Source organism: Polaribacter sp. HaHaR_3_91, from assembly GCF_019278525.1.
Taxonomy (GTDB): Bacteria; Bacteroidota; Bacteroidia; order Flavobacteriales; family Flavobacteriaceae; genus Polaribacter.
The window spans coordinates 1,228,347-1,242,845 of sequence record NZ_CP058986.1 but is presented as its reverse complement, the minus strand read 5'-3'; the positions used below and the strand labels follow the sequence as shown (position 1 = coordinate 1,242,845).

General features: G+C 31.2%; 14 protein-coding genes and 2 tRNA genes. 9 read left to right on the top strand and 7 right to left on the bottom strand.

The window, feature by feature from the left end; all coding sequences use genetic code 11:
- Positions 1-38: 38 nt before the first annotated feature.
- A complete protein-coding gene (locus H0I27_RS05120; RefSeq protein ID WP_218732800.1) occupies positions 39-719 on the top strand; it encodes an SDR family oxidoreductase in 681 nt (226 codons plus the stop codon).
- Positions 720-746: 27 nt separating this feature from the next.
- Positions 747-1,343, top strand: a complete 597-nt coding sequence (locus tag H0I27_RS05115) for a SprT-like domain-containing protein (protein ID WP_218732799.1) — start codon at positions 747-749, stop codon at positions 1,341-1,343.
- A 161-nt stretch (positions 1,344-1,504) separates the two neighbouring features.
- Here the strand turns inward: H0I27_RS05115 and H0I27_RS05110 are convergent, their stop codons facing one another.
- The 5 genes from H0I27_RS05110 to H0I27_RS05090 form a co-directional block, all read right to left on the bottom strand.
- A complete protein-coding gene (locus H0I27_RS05110; RefSeq protein WP_218732798.1) occupies positions 1,505-2,986 on the bottom strand; it encodes a DUF389 domain-containing protein in 1,482 nt (493 codons plus the stop codon).
- A gap of 121 nt (positions 2,987-3,107) precedes the next feature.
- Positions 3,108-3,180: transfer RNA gene (locus tag H0I27_RS05105), tRNA-Lys, on the bottom strand.
- 115 nt (positions 3,181-3,295) lie between these two features.
- Positions 3,296-3,368 (bottom strand) — tRNA-Lys (locus H0I27_RS05100).
- Between the two features lie 56 nt (positions 3,369-3,424).
- A complete protein-coding gene (locus tag H0I27_RS05095) occupies positions 3,425-4,198 on the bottom strand; it encodes an ABC transporter ATP-binding protein (RefSeq protein WP_218732797.1) in 774 nt (257 codons plus the stop codon).
- Between the two features lie 3 nt (positions 4,199-4,201).
- On the bottom strand, positions 4,202-4,942 hold the full coding sequence (locus tag H0I27_RS05090; protein WP_165732910.1) for an ABC transporter permease: 741 nt from the start codon (positions 4,940-4,942) through the stop codon (positions 4,202-4,204).
- 108 nt (positions 4,943-5,050) lie between these two features.
- On the opposite strand from H0I27_RS05090, the gene pafA reads away from it, so the two are divergent.
- A complete protein-coding gene (pafA, locus tag H0I27_RS05085) occupies positions 5,051-6,691 on the top strand; it encodes an alkaline phosphatase PafA (RefSeq protein WP_218732796.1) in 1,641 nt (546 codons plus the stop codon).
- Positions 6,692-6,745: 54 nt separating this feature from the next.
- On the opposite strand, the gene H0I27_RS05080 is transcribed toward pafA, so the two are convergent.
- Together H0I27_RS05080 and ctlX are read right to left on the bottom strand one after the other, a co-directional pair.
- A complete protein-coding gene (locus H0I27_RS05080; protein ID WP_218732795.1) occupies positions 6,746-7,444 on the bottom strand; it encodes a PrsW family intramembrane metalloprotease in 699 nt (232 codons plus the stop codon).
- A gap of 125 nt (positions 7,445-7,569) precedes the next feature.
- On the bottom strand, positions 7,570-8,505 hold the full coding sequence (gene ctlX / locus H0I27_RS05075) for a citrulline utilization hydrolase CtlX (RefSeq protein WP_218732794.1): 936 nt from the start codon (positions 8,503-8,505) through the stop codon (positions 7,570-7,572).
- 123 nt (positions 8,506-8,628) lie between these two features.
- On the opposite strand from ctlX, the gene H0I27_RS05070 reads away from it, so the two are divergent.
- From H0I27_RS05070 to H0I27_RS05045, 6 genes are all read left to right on the top strand, one after another.
- Positions 8,629-9,297, top strand: a complete 669-nt coding sequence (locus H0I27_RS05070; protein ID WP_218732793.1) for a M15 family metallopeptidase — start codon at positions 8,629-8,631, stop codon at positions 9,295-9,297.
- A 75-nt stretch (positions 9,298-9,372) separates the two neighbouring features.
- The gene (locus H0I27_RS05065; RefSeq protein WP_254713146.1) at positions 9,373-10,047 is read left to right on the top strand and encodes a hypothetical protein; all 675 of its coding nucleotides are present in this window, start codon (positions 9,373-9,375) and stop codon (positions 10,045-10,047) included.
- A gap of 129 nt (positions 10,048-10,176) precedes the next feature.
- Complete coding sequence (gene pdhA, locus H0I27_RS05060) at positions 10,177-11,166, top strand: pyruvate dehydrogenase (acetyl-transferring) E1 component subunit alpha (RefSeq protein ID WP_218732792.1); 990 nt, start codon at positions 10,177-10,179, stop codon at positions 11,164-11,166.
- Between the two features lie 3 nt (positions 11,167-11,169).
- Positions 11,170-12,798, top strand: coding sequence for a pyruvate dehydrogenase complex dihydrolipoamide acetyltransferase (locus H0I27_RS05055; RefSeq protein WP_218732791.1), 1,629 nt, complete (start codon positions 11,170-11,172; stop codon positions 12,796-12,798).
- Positions 12,799-12,876: 78 nt separating this feature from the next.
- Positions 12,877-13,728, top strand: a complete 852-nt coding sequence (locus tag H0I27_RS05050; RefSeq protein WP_218732790.1) for a DUF2807 domain-containing protein — start codon at positions 12,877-12,879, stop codon at positions 13,726-13,728.
- 72 nt (positions 13,729-13,800) lie between these two features.
- Positions 13,801-14,487 carry a GNAT family N-acetyltransferase gene (locus H0I27_RS05045; RefSeq protein ID WP_218732789.1) on the top strand — a complete coding sequence of 229 codons (687 nt, stop codon included), beginning with the start codon at positions 13,801-13,803 and terminating at the stop codon, positions 14,485-14,487.
- The last annotated feature ends 12 nt before the right edge of the window (positions 14,488-14,499 follow it).

Sequence of the window (14,499 nt, the reverse complement as noted above, 5' to 3'; positions counted from 1 at the left end):
AAATTGAGTAAATTGCTCGTTCAAATTTTTTTATTGAAATGAAAAACATTGTAATTACAGGTACAAGCAGAGGAATTGGTTTTGAACTCGCTAAACAGTTTGCTGAAAAAGGACATCAGGTATTAGCCTTATCTAGAAACACAAAACCACTATCTGAGTTTAATCATAAAAACATCACTTTAATTTCTGTTGATTTATCTGTGAATTCAGACCTAGAAAAAGTAACTGATTATGTTAACAATAACTGGCAACAAGTAGATGTTTTAATTAATAATGCAGGTAAATTAATCAATAAGCCTTTTACAGATTTATCTTCAGATGATTTCTTAGAAGTTTATAAAGTAAATGTTTTTGCCGTTGCTGAGTTGACTAAATTAATGATTCCGTTCATGCAAAAAGGAAGTCATGTAGTTACCATAAGCTCAATGGGAGGAATTCAAGGAAGTATGAAATTTCCTGGATTAGCAGCATATTCATCCGCCAAAGGCGCAGTAATTACGCTATCAGAATTATTAGCAGAAGAATATAAAGAACAACAAATTGCATTTAATGTTTTGGCTTTAGGAGCCGTACAAACAGAAATGCTAGAAGAAGCTTTCCCTGGATACGAAGCACCTACCTCTGCTACAGAAATGGCGAATTATATTTTTGATTTCTCTTTAACAGGAAATAAATTTTATAACGGAAAAGTATTACAAGTATCCTCTTCAACTCCGTAAGCAGTAAGCATTCAAAAAAATTAAAAATTGAATTCAAATTACAAAGATTTCGTTCCTTCCAAAGCAATCCCGTTTATAGAGTTTCTTATAAACGAGCATTCTTTTACGCTAAAAATTGTAAATCAGAGAGAAACAAAACATGGTGATTTTAGACAATTACCCGACGGAAGATTTCAAATTACCGTAAATAATAACCTTAATAAATATCAGTTTTTACTTACGCTAGTTCATGAAATTGCACATCATGTCACGCATCAAAAATTCGGACGCGTACAGCCTCATGGTAAAGAGTGGAAAATGGTTTTTCAGCATTTAATGCTACCTTTTTTACGCCCAGAAATTTACCCTATGGAAATGCTACCTTTTTTAGCAAGGTATTTTAAAAACCCAAAAGCAAGTACAGATACTGATGCAGATCTATCTTTAGCGCTAAGAGGAAATGTAGCTGAAACCGGCAAGCATTTTATTTTTGATATTCCGTTTGGTAGTTTATTTGTATTTAAAAACATCATCTACAAAAGAGGAAATAAACGTAGAACCCGATATGAATGCATGAATATGAGCAATAAAAAAGTGTATCTATTCAACCAAAATGTAGAAATTGAATTCTACAAAAACGGTTAGAATTTAATGTTTGACAATAAAAAAAATCTCAAAAAAGGATTGAATCATATCATACTGAAGTTCTTTCTCCATCTAAACAATCTAAATTTCAATGATCAAAAGAATCTGAAATAAATTCAGATTGACAAAAAACAATCCTTTTTATAAAAACTCCTTAAAACTTACTTATCTCTTTTAATAAATAATGTATCTAAGTTCATTTCTTTTTGCAACCAAGTACGTAATTTTTTTTCTTTAACACGAATAACAGTATCTGACACCTTTAAATTCCACTTTACCGTTGCCGTAGGAATTGTATCAATATTAATAAAATCTTTTGAAAATAAAACTTTAGAAAACCCTATTTCTTCAATTTCATTATATAGAATTTTTGCTTCTTTAGAAATTCTACTAAAAGCAATTGCTTTTTTATCATTATTAAGTGCATCATTTTCAATTCTTATATTTAAACCAGAAATAATACCTTCTAACTCAGTAATTTTGTCTTGAAGTTCTTGTATTAATTTTTTACTCTCATTTAACTCTTCTCTTTTTTCTGTATAAGCTGTTGTTATTAATTCAAAACTTTTAGTATCACTTCCTTTAATATTAATCTTCACTTCTTTTAAGCGATCATATCTTGGGTCATTAATCAAGCTGTTTTCTAACATATTTTTCTCTACAGCAGTTACTTCGTTAAAGAAATTAAGTTTTAAAACCTTAGTATCAAAATCATAATCTTCATCAATTAATTGATAGTTATCAATAGTCATCACCTCATTTTTAACAAACGTTTTTAACTGTGCATTTACCCTACTTTCTTCTAAGGCGTGTAAAAAAGTATAAACAGCAGGAATCATAACAGCAATACCTACTACTGTTGCAATAGTAGCATATCGTTTTCTTCTTGCTGCATTTGCATATTTATGCATTGGAAAACTTAACAGTTTTAATACGATAAATGTTGCCAAAGCAATAAAAATGGTATTAATTGTAAACAAATACATAGCTCCTAAAGCATACGTAAAACCAACAGTATCTCCAGAAAAACCTTTTGCTAAACCAAATCCTGCAGTACACAAGGGCGGCATTAATGCAGTAGCAATAGCAACTCCAAAAATAACAGAAGCTACCGTTCCCTTTTTTGTTCTTGCAACCATTAAAGCCAAACCACCAAAAAAGGCTATTAACACATCTCTAATATCTGGTCTTGTTCTCCCTAATAACTCGGATGTATCTTCACTCAAGGGAAAGAAATAGAAAAAAACAAATGACGCAAGTAAACTTAAAGTAATCATCGTTGCCAAACTGACTAATGATTTTTTAAACACTTCAATATCATTAATTGCAAAAGCACTTCCTATTCCCAAAATAGGCCCCATTAAAGGTGAAATTAACATGGCACCAATAACAACTGCAGTAGAATTAGCATTTAACCCTATAGAAGCCACAAAGACTGCAAAAATAAGAATCCAAGCAGTGGCCCCTTTAAAAGGTATATCTGCTTTAATAGCCTCCATGGTAGCTTCATGATCCGTATCGTGTCTAAAGTCTAAAAGTTCGGTTAAATATTTTCTGATACTAAAGAGCAAACCTCTAGCTTCATCTTTCATTCCTTGCTTAGATTGATCTACCTTTTCCTCAGCTCCCTTATTTTCTTCCATCAAATTTAAGTTTCAATTATTCTGGGAAAGATACAAAAATTTAAAATTGACAATAAAACTGATTATAATAATTTTTTGCATAAAAAAAGCTTCACATTTCTGTGAAGCTTTTAATATAATGTGACCGGGCTGGGGCTCGAACCCAGGACCCTCTCCTTAAAAGGGAGATGCTCTACCAACTGAGCTACCAGGTCATTTATTTTTATCTTAACGACTAAAAAGATATTTTTTTACTAATTAGAGAAACGACTTTCTCTTTTAAATTGTTTAAATAAGAACTTCACATTACTATGAAGTTCTTATTTTTTGTGACCGGGCTGGGGCTCGAACCCAGGACCCTCTCCTTAAAAGGGAGATGCTCTACCAACTGAGCTACCAGGTCAATTTATTTCCTTTTAAGCGGCTGCAAATATATACTTTATATTAGAAAAAACAAATCTATTTATATTTTTTTTCATTTAAATATGCTTCTCTTACTTTTTTAAATAAATTAGAAGAATACACAAAGTCTACAACAGCCTCATTGTCAGTTTTAAATATATCTTCACTGGTACCTTCCCAAGCTTTTCGACCTTCCTTTAAAAAAATTATTTTTTCTCCAATTTCCATCACAGAATTCATGTCATGTGTATTAATTACGGTTGTAATTTTATATTCATCCGTAATTTCTTGAATTAAGTTATCTATTACAATTGCAGTTCTTGGATCTAAACCAGAGTTTGGTTCATCACAAAAAAGGTATTTAGGGTTCATAACAATTGCTCTGGCAATGGCAACTCTTTTTTGCATTCCTCCAGAAAGCTCTGCTGGTAATTTTTTATTAGAGTTTTCTAAATTAACCCTATTTAAAACAAAGTTTACGCGTTCTAGCATTTCTGCGTGAGATTTATCTGTAAACATTTTTAACGGAAACATTACATTATCTTCTACCGTTTGAGAATCGAACAAGGCACTTCCTTGAAAAACCATACCAATTTCTTGTCTCCATTGCTGTTTTTCATTTTCAGTAAATTTTGTATTTATTCTACCATCAAAAGAAATAGAACCTTCTTCTGGTGTGTGTAAACCTATTAAAGATTTTATAAATACTGTTTTACCAGAACCACTTTGACCAATTATTAAACTGGTTTCACCAGGAAGAAAAGTAGCTGTTATACCTTTTAATACTTTTACATCTCCAAAACCTTTATGTAAATTATCTACTTCAATCATATTTTAGGTTAAAAGCATTTGAGTTAAAAAATAATTCGCTATTACAATTAAAATAGTCGTCCAAACTACAGCTTGCGTACTTGCTTTACCAACCGCTATAGATCCTCCTTTTACATAATAACCATGATAAGAAGGCACTGTAGATATTAGAAATGCAAAAATTAAGGTTTTAATAATTGCGTACGATAATAAAAAAGGATCAAAATCTGTTTGAATACCTTCTATATAATTTGCTCCAGAAAAAAGACCCGATAAAACACCTGTAACCCATCCTCCTAAAATACCTAAGAACATCCCCAATGAGATTAAAAAAGGATAAAAGAAAACTGTTGCAATCACTTTAGGCAATACTAAATGACTTAAAGCATTTATACCCATTACCTCTAATGCATCAATTTGTTCTGTAACTCGCATAGTACCGATACTAGAAGTTATATAAGAACCTACCTTACCTGCTAAAATAATGGAACAAAAAGTAGGAGCAAATTCTAAAATAATAGAACGCTTAGCTGCAAAACCTATTAAAGATTTTGGAATAAAAGGATTGTCTAAATTTAAAGCCGTTTGCAAGGCAATTACACCTCCAATAAAAAAGGAAATAAACATAATAATCCCTAAAGATTTTAAGCCTAATTCATCAATCTCTTTTATCAAAGCTTCGTAAAAAACTTTTCCTTTTTGCGGTTTTTTAAAAACACGCCCTAACATCATAAAATATTTACCAACATGTTCTAGGTAACCCATTCATTTTAATTTTATGCTAAAGTATTAAATTATCATTAATAGTCCGTTAAATTGACCAAATCAAAACAAAAAATAATTACTTTTGACTCATAATTTATATATGTACTTATGAAATTCAAATTACTTTTCAGCTTCATCTGCCTATTTATTTGTTTAGGAAACAACAAACTAACATCACAAAATAAAAAACCAAAATTGGTGGTTGGTATTGTTATTGACCAAATGAGATATGATTATTTAACAAGGTTTTCCGATAGATATGGAAAAGATGGATTTAATAGAATTTTACAAGAAGGGTTTTCTTTAGAAAATGCTCATTATAACTACATACCAACCTATACAGCCGTTGGGCACACCTCTATTTACACAGGAACAACACCAAGTGAACACGGAATTATCTCTAACAACTGGTATGACAAATATCAAAAAGAATCTATTTACTGTGTAGATGACAACAATTACAAAACTGTTGGAAACGAGGGTAAATATGGGCAAAAATCTCCAAAAAGACTTTTTACATCAACTATAACAGATCAATTACATTTGGCTCAAAATATGTTTGGTAAAACTATTGGAGTTTCTATAAAAGATAGATCTGCAATCTTACCTGCTGGCCATTCTGCAAATGCAGCTTATTGGTATGATGGTGGTAATTTTAACACTTGGATTACTAGTACATATTATATGAATGAATTGCCTAAATGGGTAAAAGATTTTAATGGAAATAATAACGCAGATAAATACCTAAATACACCTTGGGAAACACTTTACGATATTAAAACATACACAAACAGTAGAGTTGACGATAATATTTATGAAGGTAAATTAAAAGGACAGGAAGCACCAACTTTTCCGAAAGACTTAAAAGCATTGCGCTCTAAAAATGGTAATTTCGATTTGATAAAAACAGTACCAGCAGGTAATACTTATACAACAGATTTTGCCAAAGCTGCTATTATAGGTGAAAACTTAGGTAAAGGTGAACACACAGACTTTTTAGCGGTTAGTTATTCTTCTACAGATTATATTGGTCATAAATACGGAGTTGCTGCCATAGAAACAGAAGACACCTATTTGCGCTTAGATAAAGATTTGGCTAATTTATTTCAATTTTTAGACCAACAAGTTGGAAAAGATAATTACACCTTATTTTTAACTGCAGATCATGCAGCAGTGCATGTACCAGCTTATTTACAATCTTTAAAAATACCTGCTCACTATTTAAAGATGACAAAATTTAAAGAGTTTATTTTAGAAACCACTAAAAAATATTTTAATTCTGTAGATTTAATTGAAAACGTTTCTAATTATCAAATATTCTTAGATAAAGATAAAGTAGAATCTTTAGGTTTAGAGGTGAATAACGTTGCTCAAAAATTAGCTGATGAAGTAATTAATTTTGACGGAATCTACAAAGCAGTAACCGCAAGAACTTTGCAAACAACACATTTCTCTTCTGGAATATTGAATTCGCTTCAAAACGGGTATAATCAAAAATTATCTGGAGATGTTTTAATGATTCCTAATCCGGCTACTTTAACCGGAGGAAGAACAGGTACAAGTCATGGGTCTGGATATTCTTATGACACACATGTACCGATTATTTTCTATGGAAACGGAATAAAACAAGGTTCATCATCAAAAAGATACAACATTACAGATATTGCGCCAACTATTGCAAATCTATTAAATATAGAGTCGCCAAACGGAACAAACGGAGTTGTAGTTGATGAAGTTTTAGAAAAATAAGTTCTATTTTATAATCCTTTCTAACAGGAATAAGTTATTAGAAAACCCCAAGACTTAGTTTTGGGGTTTCTTTTTGATTAAAAATTTAAATACAGAATTATCTTGATGTCTTTTTATCGCTTTCTTAGATAGTAGGATTCCTATTCCTAAAGAAATAAATGCACCTATAAAAATTCCCGGTATAAAATTGATGAACAGAAAAAAATCATATGCACCGTGAAACAGCGTTGCAAATAACAAACCTGTTAAATTTGAAACTATTCTATTTTTAGAAAACTTTGCTTTCCCCATAAAGTATCCCATTAAAATGGCAAATGTTGCATGTGCTGGAACCGCAGTAAATGCTCTTAATATTCCAGTAGACACTCCGTGTTGAAAAACATACAAAACATTTTCTAAGGTAGCAAAGCCCATAGAAACCATTACTGCATAGACAATACCATCAAAAGGCTCGTTGTATTCTTTATTTCTCTGTGCATAATATTTTACAATTACATATTTAGAAAACTCTTCTACCAAGGCAACTACTATAAAAGCCTTTACAAATTGTTGAAATATATTAGTTACATTAGTAACAGGCAGCAATCTATCTGCAAAACCACCAAGAATTACCGTAATTAGCACACTTGCCGTTGCACCTAAAAGAAAGTTTTTAAATAAAAAAGGAATAGGCTCTTTTTCAAACTTATCTTTAAAATAAATATATAGAATAATAATGGTTGCAGGAGCGATAGCAAGAAGAAGTAAATGCATGGAGAAATTTATATATTTTTTTTTATAAAATAAAACAAACGCAAAGTTTTGAAAAGAATATTTTTATAATCCCTTTACCAACCTTGCGTTTGCCTTGTATTTTTGTGATTAATTATTCGCTAACTTTATTTTTTAGGCAAAAAAACTTCTGCCATCATACAACGCGCACTACCTCCACCACAAAACTCAATAGTATCTAAAGGACTAGAAATAATTTTACAATGATTGTTAATTTGTGATTTTTGAGATTGCGTTAAACTATTAAAAGCAGCTTGACTCATTACTAAAAAACGTTCATCATCTTTACCTCTAACTTCTAACATATTCCCAGCAAAGTTAGTAACCTGTTTTTCTGTAATGTCAATTACTTTTTTACCATCTTCTTTTAAATGCTTCAATACATTTTTGCGCTCAGATTTATCATCAATAGAAGCCAAACAGATAATAGCCAAAGTTTCTCCAACACACATCATAACATTGGTGTGGTATATTGCCGCTCTTTTACCGTCTACTGTTTGATTTGCCGTAAAAACAACTGGTGTATATTCAAAATCTTCACAAAACTCTATAAACAACTCTTCATCTGCTCTCGGCGAAAGTGCACAATATGCCTTGTTATTCCCTCTATCTAAACAAATACTACCCGTTCCTTCTAAAAAAACACCTTCGTCTTCTGCAGAAGTATAATCAACAATATTCTCTATTAAAAAGCCTTCTTTTTCTATCTGTTCTAAAACATCTTCACGTCTTTCTAAACGCCTATTTTCTGCAAACATTGGGTAAATAGCAACGGTACCATCCTCATGAAAAGAGATCCAATTATTTGGAAAAACAGCATCTGGTGTATCCACTTCCTTTGTATCAGAAACAACAATTACACCAATACCAAAACCACGTAATTTCTCCACAAAAGTATCAAATTCGTTCTGCGCTTTTGTATTAATGGTAGCTGGTAATGCATTATCAATATTATGTTGATAGTAATTATTTACAGCAGTTTGCTCATTCATCCTAAAACTAACAGGACGAATCATTAAAATTGTATTTGTAGTTTGCTTCATTTAATTCATTTATTAGGTACAAAATTAGCCTTTTTTTTAATCACTATAGATTTCAATGATTTTATTTTCTGATATAAAACAATTCTAAAAGTTTACTATTGACTTTTTGTTTATTTTTACTTCATGAAAAAAACACTTGCCTTTTTTATATTCTTTATTTCTCTTTTTTCCTTCGGACAAATTCTTCCTGAGGGTTTTGTCTATTTATCTGATATTGATAAAACAATTCAAAAAGAATTGCGCTATCTAAGCGATAATAACTTTATAGGAAAACCAATTGATGGCTATCATAAAAACTGTATAATAGTTACTAAAGCTTCCGCTGATGCTTTAACTAAAGTACAAAAGAGCCTTCAAAAAGAAGGATTCAGTCTTAAAATATTTGATTCATACAGGCCGCAACAAGCAGTAAACCATTTTGTACGCTGGGCAAAGGTTTTAGATGATACATTAATGAAAAAGGCCTATTACCCAGATGTACCGAAATCAGAATTATTTAAAAGAGGATACATTGCCTCTAGATCTGGACACTCAAGAGGAAGTACTGTAGATTTAACAATTGTAGATATTAAAACAGGTAAAGAATTAGATATGGGCAGCCCATTTGACTTTTTTGGTATAAAGTCTCATTATCTACCAAAAAACATCACTCCAGAACAACAAAAAAACAGATTGTTACTCCGTAACTTAATGTCAAAAAATAATTTTAGACCTTATAAAAACGAATGGTGGCATTTTACTTTAAGAAACGAACCTTTTCCTAAAACATACTTCAATTTCCCGATAGAGTAAGAAGTTTTAACAAAATAGAAACAGCCTCACTGAAAATCGGCATTATATTTGCACAATTGCCTGAAAGTCCTATAAATGAAAACAAATATAAACTTACTTCTTTTTTTTACTATTTCATTATTCTCTGTTTTACAACTATCTGCACAGTTAGATTCTAATTCAGGAAGCAAAGAAAAAGGTAAAGTTAAAGGCATTGTTTTAAATAATTCTAAAGAAGTAACAAAACCAAAGGCATTAGAATTAGATGGAAATAATGGTTTTAAAAATGCTTTTGATAAAGAAAATGCTAAATTAAAAAAGCAAAAGGAAGAAAATGACCTTAATAATAAAGGTATTATAACACAAGAAAAGCAAAGAGAAGAGCGTTTTTTAAAAGCATTTAAAAAAGTAAACGGACAATATATTTATCCTGTAATAGACCAAGATCTAGGTAGTTTTAGAACAGATTCTAAAAGTGTTAATATCATTTGCAGAGATTTCCAATACCCTGACGGAGACATGGTTACCATATTTGTGAATGACATACCCGTAGTACATAACATTACATTAAAACGAAGCTATCAAAAGTTTAACATCCCTTTAGAAATAGGTATTAATAAGATTGCCTTTAAAGCTCTAAATCAAGGTACATCTGGGCCAAATACAGCCGCTTTTAAGGTATATAATGATGAAGGTACACTACTATCTTCTAATGAATGGAACTTGGCAACTGGCGCTAAAGCCACGATAGTAATAGCTAAAGACAAATAATACTCTTAAAATATTTTGTTTTATTTTAAACTAATCTAGTTTTTTTATTCTATCAAAAACAGTTATTTTTGTAACTGGTTATTAAAAAAGTAAATTTTAATAGTCTTAAAACAAACAATATCACTAAAAATGAAAGAAATCACCAAACAAACCTATTTAGATTGGTACAAAGACATGCTTTTTTGGCGTAAGTTCGAAGACAAACTTGCTTCTGTTTACATTCAACAAAAAGTTAGAGGTTTCTTGCACTTATATAATGGGCAAGAGGCAATTTTAGCAGGTGCATTACATGCAATGGACTTATCTAAAGACAAAATGATTACGGCTTATAGAAATCACGTACAACCGATTGGTATGGGAGAAGATCCTAAACGTGTAATGGCAGAATTATACGGAAAGGCAACCGGAACGTCTAAAGGAATGGGTGGTTCTATGCATATTTTTTCAAAAGAATTCCGTTTTTATGGTGGTCATGGTATCGTTGGAGGTCAAATTCCTTTAGGTGCAGGTCTTGCTTTTGGTGATAAATATAATAATACTGGTGGTGTAACATTAACCTGTTTTGGAGATGGTGCTGCAAGACAAGGTTCATTACATGAAGCTTTTAATTTAGCTATGTTATGGAAATTACCTGTAATTTTTATTTGTGAAAACAATGGGTATGCAATGGGTACTTCTGTAGAAAGAACTGCAAACCATACAGATATTTGGAAACTTGGTTTAGGATACGAAATGCCTTGTGGACCAGTAGATGCAATGAACCCAATTAAAGTTGCAGAAGCTATAGACGAAGCTTTAGATAGAGCGAGACGTGGTGATGGACCAACTTTCCTAGAAATGAAAACATATAGATATAGAGGTCACTCTATGTCTGATGCACAACACTATAGAACTAAAGACGAAGTAGAAGAATACAAAAAAATAGATCCTATTACACAAGTAAAAGATGTTATTTTAGAAAAAGGATATGCTACTGCAGAAGAATTAGCTGCTGTTGATAAAGAGGTAAAAGTGAAGGTTAAAGAATGTGAGCAATTTGCAGAAGATTCTCCTTATCCAGAACCTCAACAGATGTACGATATGGTTTATGAACAAGAAGATTATCCTTTTATAAGTTAAGATATGGCTACAATAATAAATATGCCCAGACTAAGTGACACCATGGAAGAAGGTGTTGTGGCAAAATGGTTAAAAAGTGTTGGAGATAAAATTGAAGAAGGTGATATATTAGCCGAAATTGAAACAGACAAAGCTACAATGGAATTTGAGTCCTTCCATGAAGGAACTCTTTTATATATTGGTATTCAAGAAGGAGAAACTTCTCCTGTTGATGTTTTATTAGCTGTTATTGGTGAAGAAGGTGAAGACATTTCTGCAATTATAAATGGTGATGAATCAGAACCAGCAAAGGAAAAAGCAACTACCGAAGAAGTAAAAGAAGAAACTAGTACAGAAACAACTGCTAGTAATTCAGTTACAATTCCAGAAGGAGTGCAAGTAATTACAATGCCTCGTTTAAGCGATACAATGACTGATGGTACCATTGCAACATGGTTAAAGAAAGTTGGAGACGAAGTTTCTGAAGGTGATATGCTTGCTGAAATTGAAACAGATAAAGCAACAATGGAATTTGAATGTTTCTATGAAGGAACTATCTTATACATTGGTGTACAAGAAGGAGAAACTGCTCCTGTAGATAGCTTATTAACTATTATTGGCCCTGCCGGAACAGATGTTTCTGCAATAGTTGCCAATGGTGGTGCTGCATCTGCTCCTACTGAAGAAAAACCAGCTACTGCTAAAGCTCCTGAAAAAGCTGAAGCTGCTGCTACAAAACCAGCTGCAAAAGTGGAAGAAACTAAAACTGTTTCTACTTCAAATACTTCTAACGGTCGTATTTTTGCATCTCCTTTAGCAAAGAAGATTGCTTCTGATAAAGGTATTAATTTAGCAGATGTTAGTGGTTCTGGTGAAAACGGAAGAATCATTAAAAAAGATATAGAAAACTATACTCCTGCTGCTAAAGTTGAAGCTACTCCTGCCGCTGCAAATGTTGCTGCTGCTGGTGTAGAAAACTCAGAAGAAGTTAAGAATTCTCAAATGCGTAAAGCAATAGCTAAGTCTTTAGGTAACTCTAAATTCTCTGCTCCAGATTTCAGTTTAAATATTGAAGTTGATATGGACAATGCAATGGCATCTAGAAAAATAATAAATGCAATTCCAGACACTAAAGTATCTTTTAACGATATGGTAGTTAAGGCATGTGCAATGGCGTTAAAAAAACATCCACAAGTAAACACTTCTTGGTCTGAGGCAAATACAATTTACCACAGTCATATTCATGTAGGTGTTGCTGTAGCTGTAGATGATGGTTTATTAGTACCTGTAATTAAACATACAGACGGATTGAGTTTAACTCAAATTGGTGCTGGTGTAAGAGATTTAGCAGGGAAAGCTAGAAATAAAAAATTAACCCCTGCAGAAATGCAAGGAAGTACTTTTACCGTTTCTAACTTAGGCATGTTTGGTATTGGTAGTTTTAACTCTATCATCAACCAACCTAACTCAGCAATTTTATCTGTTGGCGCAATTGTACAAAAACCAGTTGTAAAAGACGGACAAATAGTTGTAGGTAATACAATGAATTTGACTTTAACATCAGATCACAGAACTGTAGATGGTGCTGTTGGAGCTCAATTTTTACAAACATTAAAAACATTTATTGAAAACCCGGTTACAATGTTGGCTTAAGGTTTACCTTAAATTTTATAATAAAAACCATTTCAATATTTTTTGAAATGGTTTTTAGTTTTTATAACAATAACAATTATGACAAAAAAAACTACATTATTATTAGTATTCGTATTCGCTTTATTTAACAGCACCTTTAGTCAGGAAAAAATAAAAGGAAATAGATTAATATCAAAGATAAAAACAGATCTAGCTCCTTTTCATAGTGTGATCATAAATAATGATTTTAAAGTAGAGCTAGTAGTCTCTAATATATCTTCATCTATAGAGATAGAAACCGATAAAAACCTACACGAGCATATTATTTTTAACGTTACGGATTCTGTTTTAACAATAGCTACTGACAAAAAATTAAAAGCAAAAAAGTTAAATATTTCAGTAAATTATAAAAATGCATTAAAGGAAATAATTTTAAATAATGATGCAGAAATAGAATCTTTAGGCACCATAAAAACAACTTCTATGTCACTTAAAATAAATGATTATGGAATAGCTGATTTAAAGATAAAATCTGATATTTTTAAGCTCTTTAATAATAATAAATCTAGAATTCAATTTAGATCTAAAAGTAAGTTAGATGTAGAAAGTAAAGATGTAGATCTAGATTTAAGTGAATCTTGCAAGGTAGACATGGTTCTTAAAGCAGAAAATTTAAACACAAGAATGATTGGTAATTCTGGCTTAAATATTGAAGGAACTGCTAATTTATTTAATGCGATTACATTAGAAAATTCAGCGTTAAATGGAGAAAAATTAAATGTTACTACTTGTAAAAGCATTATAAAAGATTCAGCTGCTATTACTATAAATGCATCAGAAAGTATTACTATAGAAGCTTCAGATAAAAGCAAAACAGAACTATATGGAGATGCTAAAATAATTTTAACTCAATTTTCAGAGAGTTCTAAACTATTTAAGAAAGAATTATAATACTTTTTAAAAACGCGAAACAAGAAAAAAAAGCTCGCAAATTGTGAGCTTTTTTCAATATATTTATTTCTGATGAAAGACTTAGAACAAAAACTAAAAAACCCTGTCTGGTATTCATTAAATGAAACCCACAATACCTCTTTAATAAAGTATGATGGCGTACAATTTTATCAGCCAAACACCTGTTCTTTTGGCTCTTTTTTTGACTCTGGGAAAACAGCAAATGCATTAACAGCCCATTCTAAAATTGCAGAAAAATTCTTTTTAGTTTCAGAAAAAGGCACTCCTACAGTAGATGACAAGTATGTAGTTCTTGAGAAAAAAATAAACGGATGCCAGATGGTATTAGAGAACCTTATATCTGTAGAAATTACAGAAGATATTGTTTTATTAACACAAGAACACATAGACGAAGTATATGATTTAATTTGGTTAGTAATGCCTGGTTTTTATCAAAAGAAAGGCTTTGAAATGGGTAAGTTCTTTGGTATTTTTAAAGACGACAAATTAGTTGCTATTACAGGACAACGAATGCAAACTGATGATTTTATTGAAATTAGTTCTGTAGTTACACATCCAGATTATACTAGAAAAGGATTTGCAAAACAATTAATTCATCATACAACTAAAGAAATTTTAAAAGAAAAAAAACTTCCTATATTGCATACCAATAAAGGAAACACCGCAATTTCACTATATGAGAAATTAGGTTTTAAATTAAGTCGAGATATGAATTGGTGGTTATTCCGCAGAAAATAATACACCTTATAA

Bases quoted from the DNA above. Each gene is read 5' to 3' on its own strand.
- H0I27_RS05120 (WP_218732800.1), top strand. From the start codon at position 39: ATGAAAAACATTGTAATTACAGGTACAAGCAGAGGAATTGGTTTTGAA.
- H0I27_RS05110 (WP_218732798.1), bottom strand. From the start codon at position 2,986: ATGGAAGAAAATAAGGGAGCTGAGGAAAAGGTAGATCAATCTAAGCAA.
- H0I27_RS05095 (WP_218732797.1), bottom strand. From the start codon at position 4,198: ATGATTGAAGTAGATAATTTACATAAAGGTTTTGGAGATGTAAAAGTA.
- H0I27_RS05090 (WP_165732910.1), bottom strand. From the start codon at position 4,942: ATGGGTTACCTAGAACATGTTGGTAAATATTTTATGATGTTAGGGCGT.
- pafA (WP_218732796.1), top strand. From the start codon at position 5,051: ATGAAATTCAAATTACTTTTCAGCTTCATCTGCCTATTTATTTGTTTA.
- H0I27_RS05080 (WP_218732795.1), bottom strand. From the start codon at position 7,444: ATGCATTTACTTCTTCTTGCTATCGCTCCTGCAACCATTATTATTCTA.
- ctlX (WP_218732794.1), bottom strand. From the start codon at position 8,505: ATGAAGCAAACTACAAATACAATTTTAATGATTCGTCCTGTTAGTTTT.
- H0I27_RS05070 (WP_218732793.1), top strand. From the start codon at position 8,629: ATGAAAAAAACACTTGCCTTTTTTATATTCTTTATTTCTCTTTTTTCC.
- H0I27_RS05065 (WP_254713146.1), top strand. From the start codon at position 9,373: ATGAAAACAAATATAAACTTACTTCTTTTTTTTACTATTTCATTATTC.
- pdhA (WP_218732792.1), top strand. From the start codon at position 10,177: ATGAAAGAAATCACCAAACAAACCTATTTAGATTGGTACAAAGACATG.
- H0I27_RS05055 (WP_218732791.1), top strand. From the start codon at position 11,170: ATGGCTACAATAATAAATATGCCCAGACTAAGTGACACCATGGAAGAA.
- H0I27_RS05050 (WP_218732790.1), top strand. From the start codon at position 12,877: ATGACAAAAAAAACTACATTATTATTAGTATTCGTATTCGCTTTATTT.
- H0I27_RS05045 (WP_218732789.1), top strand. From the start codon at position 13,801: ATGAAAGACTTAGAACAAAAACTAAAAAACCCTGTCTGGTATTCATTA.